25 protein-coding genes are annotated in these 23264 nt (G+C 46.3%); 16 read left to right on the top strand and 9 right to left on the bottom strand.

Features of this window, described 5'->3' with window-relative positions; genetic code table 11:
• Positions 1-15 precede the first annotated feature (15 nt).
• Entirely contained in the window at positions 16-1452 is a 1437-nt protein-coding gene (locus tag ACFER_RS05490; protein ID WP_012938424.1) for an SLC13 family permease, read from the top strand.
• A gap of 63 nt (positions 1453-1515) precedes the next feature.
• On the opposite strand, the gene ACFER_RS05485 is transcribed toward ACFER_RS05490, so the two are convergent.
• The 6 genes from ACFER_RS05485 to ACFER_RS11085 form a co-directional block, all read right to left on the bottom strand.
• Positions 1516-1764 carry a hypothetical protein gene (locus ACFER_RS05485; RefSeq protein ID WP_012938423.1) on the bottom strand — a complete coding sequence of 83 codons (249 nt, stop codon included), beginning with the start codon at positions 1762-1764 and terminating at the stop codon, positions 1516-1518.
• 66 nt (positions 1765-1830) lie between these two features.
• Positions 1831-2283, bottom strand: a complete 453-nt coding sequence (locus tag ACFER_RS11255) for a hypothetical protein (protein ID WP_012938422.1) — start codon at positions 2281-2283, stop codon at positions 1831-1833.
• A 23-nt stretch (positions 2284-2306) separates the two neighbouring features.
• A complete protein-coding gene (locus tag ACFER_RS11250; RefSeq protein ID WP_012938421.1) occupies positions 2307-2759 on the bottom strand; it encodes a hypothetical protein in 453 nt (150 codons plus the stop codon).
• A 223-nt stretch (positions 2760-2982) separates the two neighbouring features.
• Entirely contained in the window at positions 2983-3576 is a 594-nt protein-coding gene (locus ACFER_RS05480) for a hypothetical protein (RefSeq protein ID WP_012938420.1), read from the bottom strand.
• Positions 3577-3734: 158 nt separating this feature from the next.
• Complete coding sequence (locus ACFER_RS05475; protein WP_041666181.1) at positions 3735-4169, bottom strand: hypothetical protein; 435 nt, start codon at positions 4167-4169, stop codon at positions 3735-3737.
• A gap of 40 nt (positions 4170-4209) precedes the next feature.
• Entirely contained in the window at positions 4210-5391 is a 1182-nt protein-coding gene (locus ACFER_RS11085; protein WP_012938418.1) for a J domain-containing protein, read from the bottom strand.
• A 298-nt stretch (positions 5392-5689) separates the two neighbouring features.
• On the opposite strand from ACFER_RS11085, the gene ACFER_RS11390 reads away from it, so the two are divergent.
• The 10 genes from ACFER_RS11390 (at position 5690) to ACFER_RS05435 (ending at position 15603) form a co-directional block, all read left to right on the top strand.
• Positions 5690-6160: a hypothetical protein gene (locus tag ACFER_RS11390; RefSeq protein ID WP_012938417.1), complete on the top strand. Its 471-nt coding sequence runs from the start codon at positions 5690-5692 to the stop codon at positions 6158-6160.
• Positions 6161-6333: 173 nt separating this feature from the next.
• Positions 6334-6537, top strand: coding sequence for an excisionase (locus ACFER_RS05470; RefSeq protein ID WP_012938416.1), 204 nt, complete (start codon positions 6334-6336; stop codon positions 6535-6537).
• A gap of 64 nt (positions 6538-6601) precedes the next feature.
• Positions 6602-7900, top strand: a complete 1299-nt coding sequence (locus ACFER_RS05465; protein ID WP_012938415.1) for a site-specific integrase — start codon at positions 6602-6604, stop codon at positions 7898-7900.
• 142 nt (positions 7901-8042) lie between these two features.
• Positions 8043-8897, top strand: a complete 855-nt coding sequence (locus ACFER_RS05460) for a hypothetical protein (RefSeq protein WP_012938414.1) — start codon at positions 8043-8045, stop codon at positions 8895-8897.
• A 229-nt stretch (positions 8898-9126) separates the two neighbouring features.
• Positions 9127-9240 (top strand): hypothetical protein, encoded by a 114-nt coding sequence (locus ACFER_RS11990; protein WP_222831701.1) that lies wholly within the window; start codon positions 9127-9129, stop codon positions 9238-9240.
• Between the two features lie 244 nt (positions 9241-9484).
• The gene (gene tnpA / locus ACFER_RS05455) at positions 9485-9940 is read left to right on the top strand and encodes an IS66 family insertion sequence element accessory protein TnpA (protein WP_041666180.1); all 456 of its coding nucleotides are present in this window, start codon (positions 9485-9487) and stop codon (positions 9938-9940) included.
• A gap of 513 nt (positions 9941-10453) precedes the next feature.
• Complete coding sequence (locus ACFER_RS05450) at positions 10454-12169, top strand: hypothetical protein (protein WP_049763449.1); 1716 nt, start codon at positions 10454-10456, stop codon at positions 12167-12169.
• Between the two features lie 5 nt (positions 12170-12174).
• Positions 12175-14124 (top strand): tetratricopeptide repeat protein, encoded by a 1950-nt coding sequence (locus ACFER_RS10840; RefSeq protein ID WP_012938411.1) that lies wholly within the window; start codon positions 12175-12177, stop codon positions 14122-14124.
• 5 nt (positions 14125-14129) lie between these two features.
• Positions 14130-14417 (top strand): hypothetical protein, encoded by a 288-nt coding sequence (locus tag ACFER_RS05440; RefSeq protein WP_012938410.1) that lies wholly within the window; start codon positions 14130-14132, stop codon positions 14415-14417.
• 616 nt (positions 14418-15033) lie between these two features.
• A complete protein-coding gene (locus ACFER_RS05435) occupies positions 15034-15603 on the top strand; it encodes a helix-turn-helix domain-containing protein (protein WP_012938409.1) in 570 nt (189 codons plus the stop codon).
• Between the two features lie 192 nt (positions 15604-15795).
• Here ACFER_RS05435 and ACFER_RS05430 read toward each other — a convergent pair whose 3' ends face one another.
• A complete protein-coding gene (locus ACFER_RS05430) occupies positions 15796-16794 on the bottom strand; it encodes an IS3 family transposase (RefSeq protein ID WP_012938408.1) in 999 nt (332 codons plus the stop codon).
• 11 nt (positions 16795-16805) lie between these two features.
• Complete coding sequence (locus ACFER_RS05425) at positions 16806-17210, bottom strand: HTH domain-containing protein (RefSeq protein WP_012938407.1); 405 nt, start codon at positions 17208-17210, stop codon at positions 16806-16808.
• A 219-nt stretch (positions 17211-17429) separates the two neighbouring features.
• Here ACFER_RS05425 and ACFER_RS11385 point away from each other — a divergent pair, with 219 nt between their 5' ends.
• The 3 genes from ACFER_RS11385 to ACFER_RS05415 all read left to right on the top strand — a co-directional run bounded on the left by ACFER_RS11385 (position 17430) and on the right by ACFER_RS05415 (position 18668).
• The gene (locus tag ACFER_RS11385; protein ID WP_187287508.1) at positions 17430-17648 is read left to right on the top strand and encodes a hypothetical protein; all 219 of its coding nucleotides are present in this window, start codon (positions 17430-17432) and stop codon (positions 17646-17648) included.
• Positions 17649-17661: 13 nt separating this feature from the next.
• Positions 17662-17910: a hypothetical protein gene (locus tag ACFER_RS05420; RefSeq protein WP_041666179.1), complete on the top strand. Its 249-nt coding sequence runs from the start codon at positions 17662-17664 to the stop codon at positions 17908-17910.
• 266 nt (positions 17911-18176) lie between these two features.
• Positions 18177-18668 carry a low molecular weight protein-tyrosine-phosphatase gene (locus ACFER_RS05415; protein ID WP_012938406.1) on the top strand — a complete coding sequence of 164 codons (492 nt, stop codon included), beginning with the start codon at positions 18177-18179 and terminating at the stop codon, positions 18666-18668.
• 71 nt (positions 18669-18739) lie between these two features.
• Here ACFER_RS05415 and ACFER_RS05410 read toward each other — a convergent pair whose 3' ends face one another.
• Positions 18740-19594: a LysR family transcriptional regulator gene (locus ACFER_RS05410; RefSeq protein ID WP_012938405.1), complete on the bottom strand. Its 855-nt coding sequence runs from the start codon at positions 19592-19594 to the stop codon at positions 18740-18742.
• A gap of 108 nt (positions 19595-19702) precedes the next feature.
• On the opposite strand from ACFER_RS05410, the gene ACFER_RS05405 reads away from it, so the two are divergent.
• Entirely contained in the window at positions 19703-21460 is a 1758-nt protein-coding gene (locus tag ACFER_RS05405) for an ABC transporter ATP-binding protein (protein WP_012938404.1), read from the top strand.
• Positions 21460-23202: an ABC transporter ATP-binding protein gene (locus ACFER_RS05400; RefSeq protein WP_012938403.1), complete on the top strand. Its 1743-nt coding sequence runs from the start codon at positions 21460-21462 to the stop codon at positions 23200-23202. The genes ACFER_RS05405 and ACFER_RS05400 overlap by 1 nt, the downstream gene beginning before the upstream one ends.
• Positions 23203-23264: the final 62 nt, after the last annotated feature.

Genomic DNA, 23264 nt, shown 5'->3' with positions numbered 1-23264 from the left:
AGAGAGGTAAGGGATATGAAACGAAATGTGGCAGTAATTGCGGGACTTCTCTGTATGGCTTTGGGAAAGGTACTTCCTCCATTGGGAGGACTGACACCTGCCGGAATGCAGGTATTGGGCATATTTGCTGGGGTGCTGCTCATGTGGCTGACCATTGCCATCCACTGGCCCAGCCTGTTGGCTATTGCCATGCTGGCCACGGTGCCGGGGCTCAGCCTGAATAAACTTCTGGCGGTATCTGTGGGGAATTCCACCTTTTCTTTTCTGCTTTTTACTTTTATGTGCACTTATGCACTGTCCAAGACTCCTTTTGTCAAACGGTGTGCCATTGGGTTCATCTGCAGCCGGATTGCCCGGAAGGGATCATGGTGGTTCCTGATTTCCTACTGTGCTTCCGTCCTGATTATCGGGATGTTTATGTCTCCTGTGGTGCTTTTTGTTATCTATCTTCCCATTCTGGACGCCATCTGTGAAGAACTGAAGCTTCGGAATGAAGATTCCCTAACCAACAGCCTGATCCTGGGACAGCTGATCTGTTCCGAGATGTCCTGTGGCATGACCCCTATTGCTCATGTATTTCCTATTATGGCGCTGGGCTTCTACAGTGCCGCCACCGGCAGGACCATAGCGTATGGGGACTATATGCTGTTTGCGGTTCCCGTAGGCCTGATCTGCTTTGCGGTACTCATGCTGATCTTCCGGTTTGTTTTGAAACCGGATATGTCGAAAATTGCCGATCTGGATTTTGATGCTCTGGAAAAAACGGTTCCGCCTATGGAAAAATACGAAAAAACCGTACTGGGCATTTTTGTCATGGTAGTGGTTATGTGGATTGTGCCCGGATTCCTGAAAAACGTCAGCCCGGCAGTCTACCAGTTCTTTAGAACACAGGGAACGGCTTTTCCGCCTCTTGTGGGGGCCAGCCTGCTGTGTATGCTGACGCTGGACGGCAAACCTCTGCTTGATTTTAAAGAAGCCGTCAGCAAAGGCGTGGACTGGGGCAGCATCATTATGGCCGCCGGGACTCTGGCCCTGGGTGCCGCCATGACCAATAAGGCTGTAGGAATCACCAGCTGGATTTCTCAGGGCCTAGCCCCTGTCCTGCAGTCTGCTTCTCCCCTGTCTCTGGTTGTCTTCCTTATTGCCTGGACATCCATCCAGACGAATGTTTCGTCCAATATGGTTACTGTCACGGTGGTGACAGCCATTGCCATCCCTCTGTGCAATGCAACACAGGGGGCGGTGAATACGGCGGTCATCTGTGCCCTGATCGGAATGATTGCCAGCTACGCTTATGCAACGCCGCCGGCCCATCCGGCCGTGGCACTGGCCATTGGTTCTGAAAAGACCACTACCGGTCAGGTCCTGAAAGTAGGGGGAGCCATGATGATTGTGGCTATTGCCGTGACCGTCCTGGTGGGGTATCCTCTCGGAGTGGCCGTGCTGGGGTAAAATGAATAGCAAAAGCACCCTGCCTGTAATGACGGCAGGGTGCTTTTGTTTCAGTTCAACCTGTTATCTTTTGATGAAATCTTCTTCAAGAATCTTATCCACTTCCTCAGCGGTATATACCCGCCCGGCCTTGAGGGAATCAATGCTTTTCAGAATTTCGGCAGTCAGTTCTTTTCTTGTCATACTGCCGAGAGCTTTTAGATTGTAAGAGGGGAACGTGAGTTCAGCAAGTTCTTCGATATTTTCCATATTGCGGCGTTCTTTTTCACGGAGGGATTTCACGTGGCTTTTGTAATCGTCCCAGGTTTTCATGAGCGGACCTCCTTCTGATGGAGTATTGACATCATCATAGTGTTCTACCCTATATTAAATAAAATTTCAAAGGATAAAACGATTTCCGCAGCGCAGGCATACATAGGAATGTTCCCAATCGCGCATTTTTTGCGGGAATGTATATTTGTTCCATCGGTAGGCATCACGAGCCATGAAGAAAGCTAAAATAACGGCTCCCCAAACGAGAATATTCACTATCAGATAATGGAAATTCAAATATTTACAAATTACACCTGGAATTGAAAACACCAACCAACTACCGAAGAAATCTCCTGCAGGACTTCGTTTTTTAGGAGGAGCTGTACTGGCTGACATGGCTGTCTGCTGGGTTCCATGACTTTCGGCTCTCCCAACTCCTAGGTTATTGGAATACCCAACACCGACAGTTGACAAATCAATTTTAGAGATACCCATGGAATGAATTAATGAATAGCTTTGTATATTTTCTGAATGACAGCGAGGACATTGATATTTTGAATTTTCTTGATTATCCGTCATAGTATGCCTCCTTTAGCTAGGCTTTAAAGTTTAAAACGGGCTCCACAACGCAGGCACATATATGAATGTTCCCAATCCTGTATCAGTTGGGGAAATACTGATTTGTTCCATTGAAATGCTAAGTAGGCTAGTATGCATCCCAAGATAAGTGATCCAATTTCTGCGATTTTAGCGATTAAATCAAATCTGCAAAGACGAAGTATCCAAACAATAGGCCCGCTTCCTATGGCCCAGGTAAAAAGAAAACGCTTCCAGACAGACTTCTTCTTGGGAGGAGTGGTGAAGGCAGCAAGATTTGTCTGTTTTGTTCCATGGCTTTCTGCCCGTCCTACTCCTAAAGAATCGGAAAATCCTACACCTACAGTTGTCAAATTGATTTTAGAGAACCCAGTAGAATGGATTACAGGATAGCTCTGAATATTTTCTGAATGGCAACGGGGGCATTGATATTTAGTACTTTTCTGATCATCTGCCATAACGTGTCTCCTTTGAGAACTAAATGCTTTCTTTTATTTTCGGACAAAACAAATAGACTTGTCAATAGTTTTACAGAAATACGGCATGTATTAATCGTTAGAACACAGAAACGGCTGAAGGCCCAGCGGAACCTGGCTTATGGGATAGGGACGGTGCTGCTGGCGGCTTTGGTGCGGAAATGAGTGCAGCCATGGTGGGAGTGTTCCTGCCATGGCTCTATTTTTATCTATATTTATAATAGCCTGTACCATTTAATTGATTAGCCGTACTTTGGGAAACGGGATGTGGTGCACTGTCTTTCAGAATTGCTTCAGCCGCAGAGTCTTTGTACATTATCTCTGATCCAAAATTTCCTTCTGCATTAAAAAGTTGTTGATAGGTGTTAGTATCAAAAACCTTGAAGCTTTTCATTACGACACTGAAGGCACCTTTGGCTGCAATCCTATAGCTGCATATAATTGTACCTGCATAAGTGCCTGATCCCATCGTTGTTCCGTAAACATTTAACGGGACAATTTTAACTTGGAACTGAAAACTGTGGTTATTATACTCATGGTGGTTATCACCAGTATCTGTTGAATGATCATGTTTATAATAGACATCATATGGTAACTGACTTTCAGAATCCCTCATAGACGTAATTCCGCGAAAGGTTGTTAGATGATTGATTAAATACATATCTACATTATGTGCAACTGGTGGGGTCCATAACAGACCAAATCGCCCAGCGTAAGTCCAGTCGTCATCCGCTGCAGAGACTGATGATGAAAACGCAAAGGTAAAAAGTGCAACAAGTATGAAAAAGAATTTTTTCATTTTTTCCAACCTCCCTATGTGAATAAAATTAAATTAATATAGCGGCTTTAGTTGGGAAATGAAGAGAGCTATGGTGGGATAGTTCCTGCCATGGCTTTTTTATTATAAACCAAATATTTTGTAATATTATAGTTATAGTTTTGTCATTTAAGTTGACTTTACTTTTTTGAATAATTTTTGAGATAGAAGTATTTAGCAATTTTGTATATCTTTTCTGAAGCGGTTTCAGGAACAACTGGTTTCCAAATTCGATTATTTTCATCATCTTCTATTTGATCTATGAGATTCCAATTCATATCATAAACATATACATTGTTCATCGAGAGCTTTCTATTTATAAGATCTACAGTCCAGTCACATTCCATTATCTCTTCTTTTGGAGAATTTCTATAAAATAACAACCATAAATTGACCTTTTTATAGCCATCTTCTTTTCTTGCATAGATTGATTGTCTATCAAACCATATACTTCTAGTAGAATTTGATGCAATCCATGTCCATCGCTTAGGATTTGGTTGAAACTCTGCAAAACAAGGTGTTAGAAAGCAAGAAAACATTGCAATAAGTAGAAAAACATTAATTATTTTTTTCATTTTAACCTGCTCCTTTTCAACAAAACGGAACTTGCTAGAACTAAATTTCATCTATAGAAATTTCGTCCATGCGTGTGTTTCCGTTCCTTACCGTAAACAGTGTCAAACTATAGCTTGTATATTGAATTCCATCTCCAAAGGGACTGGGTTTTTCTTCTATTTTTACTGGTTGTGATTTTGATCCAGCCTTAGCATCTTGTTCTTCATAAAGATATTTAAAACGGACATCATAGTTCCCAGGAGTTATATTTTTTGCTGTGAATTTTTCACCCTCTCTAATGGTAAAACACCGTACAGGTCTAGGGGAGCCATCTAAGGACCAAATCCTCACATAAACTGGTGCACTGTTCTGGGAATTGTCGACTTCGATCGTGCTATACCCTTTATTATTTTTAATGGGTTCTCCTTTGACATATCCTGTTACTACACCTTTTTTGGGAGTCAATTTAGAAGCGGATTTTACTGGGGCTGCTTTAGCAGGGGCTTTATTTACTGCTTTATATGGAGCTTTTGGCGGTTGAGATTTTTTACTTGTAGAATTCGATGAACTTACGCCTGCAAAAATTATTAAGCCCCATATAGCAAATGCAACAGCTTGCAATAATTTAAATCCGGAAGATCGCCTAGAACTTATGATAATGTATGAATCCAGGGAAGGACTCAAAACACGATATTCTTTTATAGGAAAAACAGGAATCCATAGAATGGTAAACCAGTATGATTTAATATAGCTTCCGCTATATTTATCTTCTTCTTTTTTTCCAATTAAGGTAAAGCCAATTCCGTTTACTCGCCTTAATGTTAATGGATCCTCTGGATTGTATATTTTTTCACCATTTTCTTTGGCTAAATGTAAGGCACGGAGAATACAAATTTGCAATGGTGATAGGTCATCGTATGTACTGTCATCTTGATATTGTTGTTTCTGTCTTTCGGTCGTGTTTTGGGATGAGTTTCTTCTTGAAGAAGATGTGTTTCGACTCTGATTATTTTGGGTTGTTTTACTGGCAGTTCCATTTCTCTGAGCATCATAAGCTCTTCTTTTGTCAGGATTACCTAATACATCGTAAGCTTCATTTAAAATTGCCATTTTTTTAACGGCAAATTCCTTGTCTGGATATACATCAGGATGATATTTTTTGGCCAAAGTAAAATAGGCTTTTTTAATTATTTCTTGGGATGCTTTTGGATGCACCTCTAAAATTTCGTAATAATCTGTCATCAATTAATACCTCCTGATGGGATATCGTGAATATATAGTTGTCTCTTATTGAAAAAAATTAAAACCACATAAATATTTTTTATTCTTTTAAAGACAAGAGCCGGTGTATGTTAGTAAATTAATTTTACCGCATTTTTCAAACAAATGCATTAGCAAAAATTGTACTCATCTTAAAGTTTAAATATAAGCTCATAATGCATTAGAATCCAACTTTACTGTCGATTTTTTCACCCAGGATATGTGATATAATGATTAAACTAGGAGATAATGATCGCAAAGTGAAAAAGGATTTTCGATTATGATTATTGGGAGAAGTTATGAAACGAAAGGGGCAAAGAAAATGAAAAGATTAAGCAGTCGAATTGTTATAGTTTTAGCAGTCTTACTTTCTTTTATGACTCTTTGTTTTGCTGAATTTCAGCCGGATCCAAGTAGATGGGTATGGATAAATTCCAATGAAACAACAGGGTTGTGGTTTGATAAAAGAACGGTATCCGTTAAACAAAATTATGGTAGGTATCAAGTAAGATTGTGGACATTACAATATGAAAATTCGCCAGATGAATATTATGCTAAAATTCTATACAATGTAGATATAAATAATAGACAGATTTACATTATGGAAGGCCTTAAATACGATATGCAGGGAAATTTAATAGACTCTGTGTATGCAAATCAAATTAAAGATAATCCAGTTAATGTTGTTCCCGATACGAACAGTGAACTTATATATTCAATTGCTACTATTTACATTCCTCATAAGGCATAGAATACAAGGAAATTTTCATACGGAACGAGCAAAGTCTGCATTTTTTGTGCAGTAATAAAGAGAGCCATGGTGGAAAAAATCCTGCCATGGCTTTTTTTCGTGGAAAAAGTACTTATTTCCCCCTTTCCTGTCCTGTTACCAGTAGAAACAGACAGAACAGGAGGTTTGAAATTATGGAAAGTAAAGAAATCCCCATCAACCAGAGGTACGCTCTGACCGTGAAGGAGGCCAGACAGTATTTCCACATTGGGGAAAAGCGGCTGCGGCGGATTGCGGCGGAACACCCTGGAGCGGAGTTTTTGGTCTGGAATGGACGGAAGGTGCTGATCATCCGGGAGGAGTTTGAAAAGTTCCTCCGCCAGACGTCCTGTATTTAAGTTGACTTATTTGACATTTGGAGTGATGAATTAGGATGCCAAACAAGGAGAAAGGGGAAAACCAATGAAAAAAATCCATATGCGGGGCCGTGTGCGCCGGGACAAGAAAAGAAGGATCTTACGGGCGGGAGAGTCCGTGCGGATCGATGGAAAGTATCAGTTCAAATATATGGTGAACGGGCGGCCGAAATTCCTGTACAGCTGGAAGCTGGAGCCTACGGATCCCTTGCCGCCGGGACGGAAACCCTGCCTATCCCTCCGGGAAATGGAAGACAGCCTGGAAGTGAAACTGGTGATCTGCCCCAATGCCCATTCGGATTCCATGACCGTCCTGGAACTGGTCCAGCGGTACCTGATGCTGAAAAAGGGTGTCAAACCCAATACCCTGAGCAACTACAAGTTCGTGGTCAATGCCCTGAAGAAAGAACGCTTTGCCCAGAAAGCCATTGGGAAAGTGAAAATGTCCGATGCCAAATTATGGCTGATCAAATTGCAGTCCGAAGGAAAGGGATACAGTTCCATTCACAGCATCCGGGGTGTGGTGCGGCCCGCCTTCCAAATGGCTGTAGATGATGAAATCTTGTGGAGAAATCCCTTTAATTTCGAAATGAAAGAGGTCTTGATCAACGACAGTGTGAGAAGGGAAGCTCTTTCCAAAAGAGATATGCGGATTTTCCTGGATTTCGTAAAGAATGACGAGTATTATTGTAGATATTATGAGGGAATTTTCATCCTGTTCCATACTGGGCTGCGGATCTCGGAATTTTGCGGATTGACGGTAAACGATATCGACTTGGAAAAAAGAACAATCAACGTGGACAAGCAGCTCCAGAAAGGGAACGAGAGGAAGTACTACATCCTTTCTACAAAAACCAAGGCCGGAGCCAGGCTGCTGCCCATGACGGATGAGGTTTACCAATGCTTTGTGACCATCCTGCAGCGCAGAAGACCTCCGAAGGTAGAACCCATCATCGATGGCGTTGGTAAATTTCTCTTTTATGATAAAAATGGGAATCCAATGGTAGCCTTGCATTGGGAACATTATTTTAAGCAAATCGTGAATAAATACAACCGCATCTATAAATATCAGCTTCCAAAAGTTACACCTCATGTCTGCCGCCACACCTACTGCACCAATATGGCTCTGTCCGGGGTCAGTGCCAAGACCCTCCAGTACCTGATGGGCCACAGCGACATTTCCATCACCCTCAATGTGTACACCCATATCAAGTTCGATGATGCCCAAAAGGAAGTGGAACTGATCCAGATACGGCAGCAGAAGGAGATGGAAAACGTACGGAAAGAACTGGAGCAGGTGGGAGAAATCCAGCCCAAGGTGATCCGGTTTCCCAATAAGGCGTGATAAATTAACGTAAAATAAAGGCCCATAAATCATTTCATTGAGGGTCTTTATTTTTTTAGTGAAAAGTAAATTTTTTTCTGTTACAATAAAATTACAAGTTTTCAATTTAGACTTAACTAATTCATGGAAACAGGAGGCTAAAATGCTCAAGACAATATTCATTGCCATATACCTGATGATGATACCAATTTTCACGTATGCCAATGATAACAGATGGGAATGGTTTTACCAAAATCCTTTTCATTTGAATTCTTTCTTTGATAAAAAATCAATTCAATATAATCCTCAAAAGAGAAAAGCAGTTGTATGGGTAAAATCAGAAGCCTTAGATGAACCTGGAACGTTCATAATAAGTAAATACTTGTTGGACTATGAAATTAAAAGCTATATTAGATTAGAAGAAGGAAGCCAAGTTAATCAACAAACTTCACATTTGAAGAAAGCAAATAAAGTCTTGATACCTAATGGGATTTCGCCGGAAGGATATGAAAAAGACTTAGCAGATAGAGTTTCTTCCTATTTAAAAATTCCTAAAGTATATGGAGATAAGCCCATCCAATGGAACTACATTGGCCAGTTTAATGGAAAATTGTATTATATAACACCTGACGCAAATGTTTACTTCAAGGACATAAATTATTTTAGAGCATTTTTTAAGACTAAAGATGTTCTTGAAAGCAGCGATAAAAGTGCAATGAAGCAGGTAGTGGATCAAATTCTTTCCATCAGGGGCTTTGGTTGTGAATTTAATAAACATAAGATTATTATTGGCAGGGGACCAGAAGAAATTATACCTGAATCAAGAGAAGAGGCTATTTATAACGCTGCTTTCAAGATGTTTAAAGATAAAAAATTTTATATAACATCAGAAGGAAAGAAACGATTAGTTTTATATGATACTAATGGAAATGCCGTAAAACATGATTTAAAAAAGGAAAAGAAGAAAAAAGTATTTCAAAAATCAAACAGGCGATCGAATAATTACAAAAATGAATAATAACAGTAACGTTTCCAAGTGTAGTTGAATAAGAAGAAAAGACCGACAGTCTAAACAGTTGTAGGTCTTTTCTTTTTGGTTAAAGATGCAGAGCCCTCATTTTCTGTTATAATAAATACGCATATCATATTACCGACAGTAGAAGGGATTTGTTAAAAGAAAGTCTTACTAATCTGATAAAGGGTAAAAAGATGATACTTTTGGAAATGCCCAAACCGTTCGTACCATTTTGGAGAAGGCCATAGCCTTTCAAGCAAATCGCTTAACAGGATTAAAAACACTTCCAAAAGACCTATCAACGTTAAATGAAGCAGATATAAAAAGATGCTTTCAAAAATTGTAAGGGAATTGATTAAGTGGATAGATTGTTAATGTATATTCATTTTCGTAATGATGAGCAGCTGTTTGTAACTAACTCTACCTCACAGGTGTAAAACAGAAGATTGCATGAGAAAAGCTGGTGTGGAGCATCGGGAAGGAGTTCCATACCGGCTTTTTTTGCTCCCAAAAGGTACTTAACCGTAAGCGCTTAAAAATCCGGTGTATGGAATCCCCACCTCCAGTTTGAGATAATACGAATGTAGAAAATGTCACACGAAAAGAACGAAATTCCCTACGGCGTAGAGATTGTCGCTTTTTTCGAGCCATTCGTGCTACTCATTCCTGGAGGTGGTTTTTTGAGTAAAATCCAAAACATAAAACATCAGCAGGCTCTGGAATACTGGATCCACATGGTGAAGGAGCAGCAGGAAAGCGGACTGTCTGTCAAGGCATTCTGCCGTTCCCGTCAGATAAGCCATCATGCCATGTACTACTGGATTAAAGAAATGAGGGAGGAAGTGCTGCTGGCCAATGCAAATCCCAATGCTTCTGCCTGCCCAACGACCCAATTTGCCGCCGTCTCTCAGGCGCGGGAGGAACACCATCCCTGCGGAAATATGGTTGTTCATGTAGGGCCTGCTTCTCTGGAAATCCCAGCAGGAATCTCTGCATCAGAGCTGCAGCGCATGCTGCAGGTGCTGAAAGATGTGTTTCTGTGTTAATATATGGAGTCCATCCAGGATAAGTCCTTTACGTAGTCCGATGGTTTCCCGTTGCCCCTTACCTAGATTCCAACAAATATGCTCCCAGATGTCAACAGCCTGGTCTGATGGACCTGTTGATAGCTGGGAGCATATTTGTTATAGATTTCCCGAAGGGGCAACGGACTTAAAATACCCGTACGCAACGTATCATGTCTGATCTGGGCTGCCTCTTTCAAAGATACACTCCAGATAATGTTTAATCCGCCATCTCACGGCCGACCATATCTACCTTGCCTGTGGATATACGGACATGCGGAAATCCATCGACGGCGTTGAAGCAGAATTGCAAGTGAAAATGGTCCCGAAAAGAAGGAAACCGTGGTAGGAAGACCCTGCCACGGTCCTTTTTTCTTGTTGTCCCAAAATTTGCACATTGCCTATGTTATAATAAGTGTAAATGCAGGGAGAAGTGGAAATGGCTTTGTGCCAGAACACTCATCTACGTACATGTTGATTTGCGGGGGGTTACATATGGAGAAAAAAATATACCATCAAAATAGTGGCCTTGCCGAGAAGCTGCGGAAAAATGCCAACGAACAAGAAAAAGTAGATACTGGTAAAATTGGCGGTTCTCTTTATGGATCAATGGATAGTGCCGCACACAACGAACAGATGTTACGGTTTAATGCCAGACAGGGGCAGGGATTTGCTGCGGAGCAGGCAAACGACCTTATTGACAGTATGGGAGGAAAAAACGCACAAATTGTTGGCAACGACAATGCTAAAAATGGTGCAGATCGGCTGGTGGATGGAATGCTCATCCAGAGCAAGTACTGTCAAACTGCCCAGGCTTCCGTCAATGCAGCATTTAACCCCCAGACGAAATACTACAGATACATTGATAGAAACGGAACACCAATGCAGCTCGAAGTACCCAGCGACCAATATAACGAAGCCGTTCAGCTTATGCGCAGAAAAATCGCCGAGGGCAAAGTGCCAGGTGTGAAGGATCCAGATGCTGCGACTAAGCTTGTACGCAAAGGGAATGTTACCTATCAGCAGGCCTGTAACATTGCCAAAGCCGGTACAATAGATTCTCTCGTCTTTGATGCTACGCACGGGGCAGTCATTGCCAAAAGCGCGTTTGGTATTTCTGCTGTGATCACATTTGCAAGGAGTATGTGGTCTGGGCAAAGTGTGGAGCAATCCATTGATAACGCCATGTACGTTGGGCTTCAATGCGGCGGTGCTGCTTTCATCAGCTCCGTCATTTCTGCTCAGCTGACGAGGACATCCCTTAACGCGGCTATCCAGCAACCAGTAATTGGTGCCATCAAGGCACTTCCACCGGCAATAAGAAAATCCCTGGTATCTGCCATGAAAAACGGGGCCCTGTTCTATGGCAGGGGAACGGCGGGCAATCTGGCAAAACTGTGGAGCAGTAATATCATTACTTCTGCAGTATTTACAATCGTTCTTTCTGCTTCTGACATCAGTCATTTCTTTAGTGGCAAGATTTCGGGGAAACAGCTCTTTAAAAATGTTACTACACTGGGTATCAGTATGGGTGGGGCCTATGCAGGGGCTGCAGCAGGGGGCGCACTTGGAGGACCCGCAGGAGCAATCATCGGTGGCATAGCAGGCGGTATGCTCGCGGGAAAGGGAGCGGATAGTGTTCTGGGGCATTTCATTGAGGACGATGCGGTCGCAATGGTAAGAATCCTGAATGACAGATTCGTAGTACTGGCTCAGGAGTATTTGCTGGATGAGGAAGAAGTCAACCTTGTTTTAGAAGATCTTAATGTCCAGCTTGTACAAGATAAACTACTCCAGATGTTTGCCAGCAAGGACAGAAAGCAGTTCGCCGACGAGCTTCTGAGAGAAATCATTGATAAGATTGTAAGGCTCCGTACCCGGATCCTAATTCCGGAGAATAGCGATTTTATGGAAGGACTTGGCAGGATTTTGGAACTGGGAAAAAATCCGGTTGCCTTGCAGAACCATCTGAAAGGAATACAGGTGGATACTGTCGCTATGGGAAAGCAACTGCTGGGTAGGGATATTTCTAAGCACGCGGCTGATAAGGCCTGGTACGCGACAAAGCAAATGAACCTGGTTGGCTTGCAGCAGGAGATGTTTCTATCAAGAATGAAACGTGATGAGGAAAGACACACTGAAAAAGTTAGGCGGCAGGAAAAAGAATTAACCGAGCTGAAAAATGCACTGGACGAACTTGTGGAGGAGTAAAGGCTATGGACAATCAACTGGCAATTGTAGATGGGAATGCCGTATTTACGGTAGAGGAGCAGAATGCTCTGAACCAGGAAATCGACCGTATCATCAGAGCTCATAAAAACAACCGGCAGGAAATCAATCGGCTTGCCTTTGAATGCACGGCTGCCCTTACGGAAGCGGATGACGCCTCAAGCCAACTGGCCAATAAAGGCTTTTTTCGCAGATTGATTGGTGGGATTACCGGAAGCAATAAACGCCTCCAGGACAAGATCAACAGTAATATGCGGGCTGCACGGTATGCTTCTCAGGTGACGCTGCAGAAGCTGGCGGAGCAGAACATGATGACTTTTGACTTGGTAACAGCCATCAACAATAAACTGAACGCGTCTATCGAGGCAACGAATGAGATGTTCAAGAATCAGTTCATGATGATGGGCAAGTTCTTCCTCAAAAATCGCAGGGACATTGTAAACCTTGAAATGCGGATGAACGCGGTCGAAAAGAATGTGAAGCTCCTCAACTGGCAAAATGCTATCGAATATCTTGACTATGATGGGATAGAATACAGCGAGCTGGATGATGCAAGTAAGATTGTCTGCCTGACCCGTGACTTTTATGATATTACAGGCGGCAACTGGACGACGTCCGATCTGCTGCTTTTAAAAGCAGCAATGGGGCAAGTGGGAATTTCTCCACATCAGAAAGTCAATTTCTTTGCAACAATCAAGGAAATTGCAGAAAATCCTAATCTAAAACAGAAACTCTTGGGGAAACAGGAGCTTAAAACGATTGATGATCCGTCCTATCTGATTTCTCTTGGTACTTTGGATAAGCTGGATGCGTTGGAAAACCGGGAAAATTATGTAGTAAATACTACGGTTTCCTGTGTGAAAAAAATAGGCGTAAATATGGCACCTGATACCATCAAAGACCAGTTGGTCAACGAATACATGAAACAGTGCGCCGCTGTGGACCTGCAATGCGATATAGAAGCGTATGATTTTCTTCTGGATCTGCTTTTTAACCTGTCGGAAGCTAAATCTGAAAAGCTCTTGAAACCTGTAGGTGATTCCCTCTCTCGTCTGTTTGTCGAAGACCATTCCAAGGAGGCTTTTGATACCATTCGTGAGGCAGCAGAACAGGAGGATGGGAAGGCACTCTATATGCTAGGAAAGTACTATGGAGGCGGATATGGAATTGTACCGATAGATTCAAAAAAGGCAGCGGAGTGTTATAAGAAATCCTTTGAGGCGGGGTACGCTGTTGCAGGATATGATTATGCAAGCCGGATGCCGGATTCTTCAGAAGAGAAAAATAAAACTATTGAAGAAGTAAAGAACGAAATATCTGTATTAGCAGATAAGGGGGATTTTTTGGCAGAGAACGTCAAGGGCCTTATGTATGACAGTGGAGTTGGTTTTCCTAGTAGCCAAACAGAAGCGGCCAAATGGTATCAGCGGGCTGCAGAACAAGGTTACGCCCGAGGTCAATGCAATCTTGGGTTTATGTATGAGTACGGGCAAGGAGTAGAGCAGTCGTACGAGAAGGCGGTAGAGTGGTACCGTAAGGCAGCAGAACAAGGAAATGCCAGAGGTCAATGCCATCTTGGTGTTATGTATGAGTACGGACAAGGAGTGGAGCAGTCGTACGAGAAGGCAGTTGAGTGGTATCGAAAGAGTGCTGAACAAGGAGAGGCATGTGGACAATATAATCTTGGGAGTATGTACCGATATGGGAAAGGGGTAACCCGGTCGATTGAAAAGGCACGTGAGTGGTACAAAAAAACCTCTGACCAAGGGATTGAGCAAGCAAAAAAAGCCTTAGCATCTTTAAAGGCTGCTGAAGAAGCTGCCGGTTCTAAGGTGAGCAGCTTCACTTCTCCCACTTCGGAGATTCCGCATGAAGAAAACATGGGATTAATAGAAAGCATAAGAAAATGCTTCCAAGAAGTGAACAAAAGGAAGTGAACAAAATGAGAGTATGGATACAGGCACACAAAGGGGATCGTCCTGACAACAAGAATTTTTTTGAGGCCATGTGCGGGTTTGAAGAACTGGGGGCTGAAATCCGCTTTTTTCATAATCCAACGGAAATGCGGCAGGCTGAGCCGGAAGATATTTTGGTCGGTTATGTAGAAGCGGTCCAGAGACATTTGGACGAAATGGGTTTCTCCTATCCAGACTTGGATTATCCGGCAGAGAATGTCCGAAAGGAACTGGAGCAGGTGGGCGAGAGCCAGCCCAAGGTGAGTGCAGAGTAAAGAGTGAAGAGTGCAGAGCGGTACGGAGGAAATCCAATGAGCTATTGCAATATCGTAGGACCCGCAGGTCCGGCGTTCCCGCTAGATGCACGAACCTATGACTCCAACGGTGTAGGGGCTGCCCGCAGGGAAGCCCATCCCCGGCCGCCCAGGGGACAAAAAAGCAGGCCCGCAGTCGAATTGATTGCGGGCTTTTTTCTGTCGTGATTTTTGGATAGGGCATTTGCTATAATGAATATAAAGCAAGAAGTAAGAGTGACTGTGGGTAAAGAACCAGGATGGAGGTGCGGCAAGTATGAGTACAAACCGTAGTCATAAACATGGGCTGTCCATTGATACAATGTGGAAGGACTTGAAACCCCAGGTTCATCAGGTGATTCAAAAATACTTTGTAGAACATAACCTTTCCGTATAAGGACGACGGCAAGTGTGTGTTGAATGATTCCGTTGTCTCGCCATTTTCCATAAAGAGTTTGATGTATGGTACGGTGATAAGGCGGAAACCATGACAAGTATAGATGATGTGATGAATAAACCGTTTTTTGATGGAAAAAGTCTTACGGAAATTGTTCCCGAAATTGAAAACCTGGAATTGTGAAACTGAGAGGTGAGCAAAATGCTCAACGACGTTATGACTTTGGCAGAAGCCTCTGTTATCTGGGGTATCAAGTATGAAGGTCTACTAAAATGTATAACTGCTGGGCCTTTAGATCAGCCCAAATTTCATGATGATGAAGTGGATAAAATTCAAGATACATGGGTAGTGACAAGGCAGGCCATGGAACGGCTTTTTTGGCCTATGCGGACCATTACTGCTGATACAGCCTACATGCTTGCCCAATTAGAATGCCCTGGTGCCCTAATTACAAACTATTATGAAACCGAGCGAGGATTCGTATTTTCTGGGCGATGGTATGGTGGGGGACTCCCAAAAGTAGAGAAAAAGACAGGTCGAGTCGGCTGGTATTTGGAGGAATGGGGGAATAGGGATAAAGCCAAGTGGAAAGCAACAGAAAATCTCTTTATGGGCAGTTTTGAGGCCTCTTTGGGACCAATTTACGATTCTATAAAGGAAAAACAGGAAATAGTAAGAAAAAACCAGCTTCCTGGTGTCCACAACCCCTACCCTAAATCTAAAGAACATAAAACCCTCTTTCAAAAGTTTTTAGATAAAATCGGGTGGTAGAGAATAGATGGATAAAAGGTAAACCGTACCCCTTGTCAAGGACAGTTTCTAAAAGTAGGACCCCTTGTTTTAGACAGTTCAACAATCCTGGTACCTTTAAAATGGACGTTTGGTAATTGTCTATCAGAAGGCCCCTAACCATCCAATCTTATGCACTGGCTCCTTACTCATAAAATGGCTGCTTTTGCCATTTTATGAGGTGAGCTGGTTCCCCAGCTCACAGGCTCTCCGCTTCAATGTAGGAACCTCGGGCATCTTGGGAATATCGAGCGGATAAACCCCTGTTGTTACAAATTGGTAGAACTCGTTTGGCGACAGTTTCGCCAGTTCCCACTGGTAGCGCTCGTTGTTGTAATAATCCATGTAATCATCTACGATGGCCTTCACCTCCCCAAAGCTCACTGCTGCTGCAATTTTCTTTTTCACATGGTCTTTCATACGGCCGAAGAAGCTTTCCTGCGGCGCATTGTCCCAGCAATTCCCCCGCCGTGACATGGATTGTCTGAGATCCTTGTCATGGAGGATATCGATGAAGCTGTGACTCGTGTAATGGCAACCCTGGTCAGAATGCACGATGGTTTCAGCATGCAGTGAGACGCCGTGATCTCGAATCAGGTTGTTCACCGTTTCTACCACGAAATCCACCTCCAAAGAATCGCTGAGGACATACGCCAGAATCTGCTTGGTATAGGCATCCAGTATGGTGGAAAGATAAGCAAAGATCCCATTGTAAGGAAGATAGGTAATATCTGTCAGCAGTACCATGCGAGGACCATAGTCCTCAAACTGGCGCTGCAGCAGATTATCGGCCACCGTATTGGTCTTCAGGGCTTTCGCCAGCTGCCGATAGGGATTCGCCTTCCTGATGGGGCAAAGCAGGTGGAACTTTTTCATCAGACGACGGATTTTCTTCACATTCATAATGACGGGCGGATCCATGTGGAGCAGCTCCATATAGATGCTGCGGGCGCCCTTCTTGTACCCTCGTCTTTTGTAAGCGGCAAGGATCAGTTCAAAGTCCTTGCGGTCCTGTTCTTGCTGGGCCTGCCGAAATGCTTCCGCCTTTACCCAGGCATAATAACCGCTTCGGGACACGCCTGCCATCTTGCATAAACTGCTGATGGAAAGTCTGTTCTCGCTGGTACTTACCGTCTTTTCTATGATTTCGAACACACAAGAGGAATCGTTCATGAGCAGAGAACCTACCTTTTTGTGTTCTTGATCGCGGAAATTTTTTTTAAATATTCCACTTCCTGCCGCAAGTATTCAACTTCATGTCTGAGGGCCTTAATGTCATCTTCAGGCTTGACCTTGGCGGCGGTGTCAGACCTGTCGGCGGGTCTCCTGCCTTCATAGAAACAACCATATTTGGCATATTCCTCTTTGATATGCTGGAGAGCACCGCCAATGCGTCTTTCGCCCAGCACAGCAGGGTCAAAGCCGTATTTTTTGAAGATGTCTTTAGGATAGACTCCTTCCATATATTCGGTGTAAAAGATTTCTTTAAAGGACTTCCTCAGGACCAGGGTAGAGCGGCTTACGCTATACACATAAGGGTTCTGACGCAACGCTGCAATCTGTTCCTCAGTAAAAAGTTTTCTGCTCATGTGGATTCTCCTTGGCTTTATTGGATTTGAGGATACCACATACATATGATTGTGTTCAATAGGTTGGGTCCAAAATGAGCACGTCAATTTTAAAGGATTCAAATTGTAGCCTGTCCAATTTTATGGGCAGGTGCTACTCTTAAAAAGTGTCCACACTTATGGGTACAGTATAAGGGGGGGGGTGAAACGACCAATAATAATATGACCGTAGGAGAAGCTTTGAAAATTGCCGAAAACCATGTGGGAACTAAATTTCATAAATATGCTGATTCAGAAGATAGTTTTGCCTTTTCCATTTTTAAACCCGGAGAGGTGGTATATGGTCCAAAGTCATATATAGTGTCTAAGAGTACAGGAGAAGTTAAGCAAGATCCCCATAAATTCTTTGATCCATGGCCATTTGGAGAATGGCATGTAGTGACGGATGATTTGAATTGAAAGGTAGTCGGCCATGACGAAAGAAGAACTGGAAAATGAAATGTTGGGAGACGTCATTTGTTCCCTAGAAAATTTTCAGTTTGCAATATATACGGGGTTAAAAGGCCCTGGTAGCATTACCGCTACTACAGATATATATGGAAAATACAAAGACTCTGCTCAGGAATTTAAAGACATGGACGATTTATTGAATAATTTCATAGTGAGCGGACGTCCTTTGAAGGAAATTTTGCCAATGGTAGATGTGTCCCAATTGGATTAAGATGATTGTATTATGCGCAAGAAAAAAGCACCCAGCAAAAATGCCAGGTGCTTTTTTCTTGCCTGATTGCTATAATAACAGAGAAAAATTTCACCCCACAAAAAGTGCAGTAGTAATAACATCCCGTTTTACTACCATTTTTACTACTACAATGGGGAAAGTTGTGCCGTTTTTTGCAAAATTATGTCCTTTTCTCCGTGAACAGGTGAAACGGGCAAACCCGCAGTAATTCGGCATATTTCGGCATAGAAGGGAGTTTCGTGTCCATGATCAAAATACTATTTATCTGCCACGGCAACATCTGCCGTTCCACCATGGCGGAATTTGTTATGAAGGAACTGGTCCGGCGAGACCATCTTGGGGATGCGTATGAAATCGCTTCGGCTGCCACCAGCCGGGAGGAAATCGGCAACGATACCCATTGGGGGACGAAGGAGCAGCTGGAGCTCCACCACATTCCTTACACGTCCCGGAAGGCCCGGCAGATGACCCGGGAGGACTATGGGTACTATGATCTTCTCATCGGTTTTGACGATGAAAACCTGCGGGAGATCCGCCGGATCGCCGGGGGAGACCCGGACCGGAAGATCCATCTGCTGCTGGATTTCACGGATCACCCCCGGGAAATCGCCGACCCCTGGTATACGGGGGATTTTGTCAGCACCTATCGGGATGTGATGGATGGGTGTGAGAGCCTGCTGCATGAGCAGCAGGCCTGTCAACATCCACGTTTAGGGAAACAGGGTCTGATTGATTGAATGGAAAGGATTCGACCAAAAGGGGCCTTACGACAAACGACTCACGGCCCACGATGAACGAACCCTGCTTCCTAATAATTCTCCCAAAACAACCGGGCGGACTCGTGGAGAGCCCGTCCTTTTTTGCGTACCAGGCACACCTGGCTTTCCAGGGCCTGTTCCTGGATGGGGACGGCGGTCAGTCCCTGGCTCAGGTTCACCACGCTTTCCGGCACCAGGGCCACACCCAGCCCGGCCTGGGCCCACTGGAGGCAGCTCCGGGCATCGTCGGCCAGGCAGCGGAAATAGAGCGTGAACCCCTGTTTCCGGCAGGTGTCCTGGATAATCCGCTCCCACCGCCGGTAGCCCAGAAGGGGCAGATCCTGGAGATCTTTCAGGGCAAAGGTTTCCGGCACAGGGTGGGGGAACAGGTCTTCCATCCCCACGGCGCAGAACTTTTCCCGGCACAGCTCCTTTCTCTCCACCCGGCTCCGGGAAAAGGGGGTCCGGATCACGGCCAGATCCACGGTTTCCTTTTCCAGGGCATCCAGCATCTGGTAGGTGTTCCCTTCGTACAGCTGGAAGGCGATATCCGGATACTTCTGGAGAAAATACCGGATCCCCCGGAAAAACCGTTTCCCGGCTCCCGAGGAGATCATCCCCAGATGGAGACTGCCTTTTTTCCCCAGATGGAAATTCTTCATATCCTCCTGGGCTGCCAGGGTCAGGCTCTGGATCCGTTTGGCGGTATCGTACAGGCTTTTGCCCGCTTCCGTGAGACGGATCTTCCGGCTGCCCCTTTCCAGCAGCTGTACTCCGCACTGGGCTTCCAGCCGCTGGAGCTGTAGGGATACCGGGGGCTGGGTAAGGTTCAGGCGTCGGGCTCCTGCAGAAATGGAGCCTTCTTCCACTACGGCAATGAGACAGTTCAGCTGTTCCAGATTCATGTTCCATCCTCCTATTTAGAAAACATATAGATATCTATAGATTCAATATCTATTATATAGCAATATCGGTGGTAAGATAAAGACAGTTCAAAAAATGAGGTGCGAATCATGAAAAAATTTCTTCCCTATTTTCAGGGATATGGCTGGGACTGCATCCTGGCGCCCCTGTTCAAACTGCTGGAAGCCCTGATGGATCTGGCGGTGCCCCTGGTGATCGCCGCCATGATCGACCGGGGCCTTTCCCAGGCGGATAATGCTTTCCTGTTCCACTGTTTCCTGGGGCTTATGGGGCTGATGGTGTTGGGCATGGGCTTTTCCTTTACCGCCCAGTATTTTGCCGCCCGGGGGAGCGTGGGGGTCATTACCCGGCTCCGGCAGGCCCTGTTCGACCATATCCAGAGCCTGTCCTACCGGGAACTGGATACCCTGGGCACCGATACCCTGATCACCCGGCTGACCAGTGATGTGACCCAGGTCCAGACGGGCCTGAATCTGGCTCTGCGGCTGCTGCTCCGGAGTCCCTTCATCGTGTTCGGTTCCATGGTCATGGCCTTTACCATCGATGTGCCCAGTGCCCTGGTCTTTGCCGCCGCAATTCCTTTGCTGCTGGTGGTGGTCCTGGGAATCATGCTCCGGAGCATCCCGCTGTTCACCCGGGTCCAGGAGGCCCTGGACGGCCTGCTCCAGACCACCCGGGAAAACCTCACCGGGGTCCGGGTGATCCGGGCCTTCTGCCGGGAAAAGGCGGAAGTGGATGAATTCGACAGCCGGAACGCCGACCTGACCCGGAAAAACCTCCATGTGGGCAGCTGGTCCGCCCTGATGACTCCGGGCACTTACCTCTTGGTGAACCTGGCCACAGTGATTCTGATCCGCCAGGGAGCCATCCGGGTGGAACTGGGTGCCCTGGCCCAGGGCGACGTGGTGGCCTTGTACAACTATATGGCCCAGATGATCATCGAACTGGTGAAACTGGGCAGCATGGTGATTACTTTGAATAAATCGGCAGCTTGTGCAAACCGTATCCAGAGCATTCTGGAGGTGAAAAGTTCCATGACCTGTCCCTCCGCCGACGGACCCCTTCAACCGGTAGGCCAGGGACCGGCCGTGGCTTTCCATCAGGTTTCCTTTGGGTATGCAGGGGGTGCGGATGCTGTTTCTGAACTTGATTTTACCATTCCCAAGGGTGCGACCGTGGGGATCATCGGGGGTACTGGCAGCGGCAAGACCACTCTGGTGAACCTGATCCCCCGATTTTATGATGTAATCCGGGGCCGGGTGGAAGTGGACGGCCGGGATGTGCGGGACTATCCTGCAGGCACCCTGCTGGACAAAATCGCCCTGGTGCCCCAGAAAGCGGTGCTGTTCGAAGGCACCATCCGGGATAACCTCCGGTGGGGCAAAGCCGATGCCACCGATGAAGAACTGTGGCAGGCCCTGGAAACCGCCCAGGCCAAAGACGTGGTGCTGGGCAAGGAGGGGCAGCTGGATGCTTTGGTGGAACAGGGGGGACGGAACCTGTCTGGAGGCCAGAAACAGCGGCTGACCATTGCCCGGGCCCTGGTGAAAAAACCGGAGATCCTGATCATGGACGATTCCGCCAGTGCCCTGGATTTTGCCACCGATCTCCACCTGCGCCAGGCCATCAAGGCTCTGGGAGGGGAAATGACCGTATTCATCGTATCCCAGCGTACCAGCAGTGTCCGCCAGGCGGATCTGATCCTGGTGCTGAACGACGGACGGCTGGTGGGCCAGGGAACCCACCGGCAGCTCCTGGAAACCTGTCCGGTGTACCAGGAAATCTTTGATTCCCAGTATCCGGGCCGCCGGGACCAGGAACTGGCACAGGAAAAGGAGGAAGCCTGATGGGCAAGGAAAAGAACGATTCCAGTTGGGAAACTCTGAAAAAAGTCTGGCAGATCATCGACGCCTACCGGCTGCTCCTCGTGGGGAGCCTGGTCCTGGCCGGGGCTTCCGTGGCCCTGCAGCTGTATGTGCCCATCCTGTTCGGCCGGGCCATCGACGGCATTGCAGGGCCGGGCAAGGTGGATTTCGCTCTGGTAAAAGGGTACACCTTCCAGATCCTGGTGCTGGTGGTCCTGTCCAGTCTGGCCACCTGGGCCATGAACCTGATCAACAACAAACTGGCCTTCAACACCGTCCGGGATATCCGGAGCCGGGCTATCCGGCAGATCCAGCAGCTGCCCCTTTCCTTCCTGGACAGCCACAGCACCGGGGACCTGGTCCAGCGGGTGATCGCCGATGTGGACCAGATCTCTGACGGGCTGCTCCTGGGCTTTACCCAGCTGTTCTCCGGTCTGGTGACCATTGTACTGACCCTGTACTTCATGTTTTCCACCCACGGGAAGATTTCCCTGATGGTGATGGTGCTGACCCCGGTCAGCTTTCTGGTGGCCCGGTTCATCGCCAACCGGTCCTACCGGCTGTTCCAGAAACAGACCGCCATCCGGGGGAAACAGACCGCTCTCATCAACGAAACCGTGGGCAATGAAAAGGTGGTCAAGGCCTTCCGCCATGAAGAACGGTCCTCCAGACAGTTCCGGGGCCTGAACGAAGACCTGCAGCAGGCCACCCAGGGAGCCCTGTTTTACAGTTCCCTGACCAACCCCTCCACCCGGGCAGTGAACAATGTGATCTATGCCCTGGTGGCCCTGGTGGGGTGCTGGGAGATCCTGGCGGGAGGGCTCACCGTCGGGGGGCTCACCGTGCTGCTCTATTACGCCAACCAGTACATGAAGCCCTTTACGGATATCAGCTCCGTGGTCACCGAACTCCAGAATGCCCTGGCCTGTGCCGCCCGGGTGTTCGCCCTCATCGAGGAAACGCCTCAGAGCCCGGATCCGGACCGGCAGCTGACCTTCCAGGAAGGCCGGCTGGCCATCGACCATGTGTATTTTTCCTACAATAAAAAGCGGCCGCTGATCGAAGACTTCAACTTCCAGGTGGAGCCGGGCCAGACCACCGCCATTGTGGGGCCCACCGGCTGCGGCAAGAGTACCTTCATCAACCTGCTCATGCGGTTCTATGATGTGGATCGGGGGACCATTGCCATCGACGGCCAGGATACGGCCCGGGTGGACCGCCATTCTCTCCGGCGGACCTACGGCATGGTGCTCCAGGAAACCTGGCTGAAGCAGGGGACCATCCGGGAAAACATCGCCTTTGGAAAACCGGAGGCTACGGAAGAAGAAATCATCCGGGCCGCCAAAGAAGCCCACAGCTGGGAATTCATCCGCCGGATGCCCCAGGGACTGGATACGGTGGTGAGCGATGACAGCCTGAGCCAGGGACAGAAACAACTGCTGTGCATCACCCGGGTGATGCTGGCCCTGCCGCCCATGCTGATCCTGGACGAAGCCACCTCCAGCATCGATACCCGGACCGAGATCCTGATCCAGAACGCCTTTGCCAAGCTGATGGAAGGACGCACCAGCTTCATCGTGGCTCACCGGCTCAGCACCATCCGCAATGCGGACCGGATCCTGGTAATGAAAGACGGGAAGATCATCGAACAGGGAACCCACGAAAAACTGATGGAACAGGGCGGGTTTTACAAAGACCTGTACAACAGCCAGTTCGCAGGGTGACTTTTCCCATTCATGCCGGTAAAACGCCCGTTCTTATCGGTGAGGGGTTTTCATTTCCGGAA

It is taken from the genome of Acidaminococcus fermentans DSM 20731 (assembly GCF_000025305.1).
Taxonomy (GTDB): Bacteria; Bacillota; Negativicutes; order Acidaminococcales; family Acidaminococcaceae; genus Acidaminococcus; species Acidaminococcus fermentans.
Note: the sequence above shows the minus strand (reverse complement) of the source record. Positions and strands in the feature narration are given on the sequence as shown.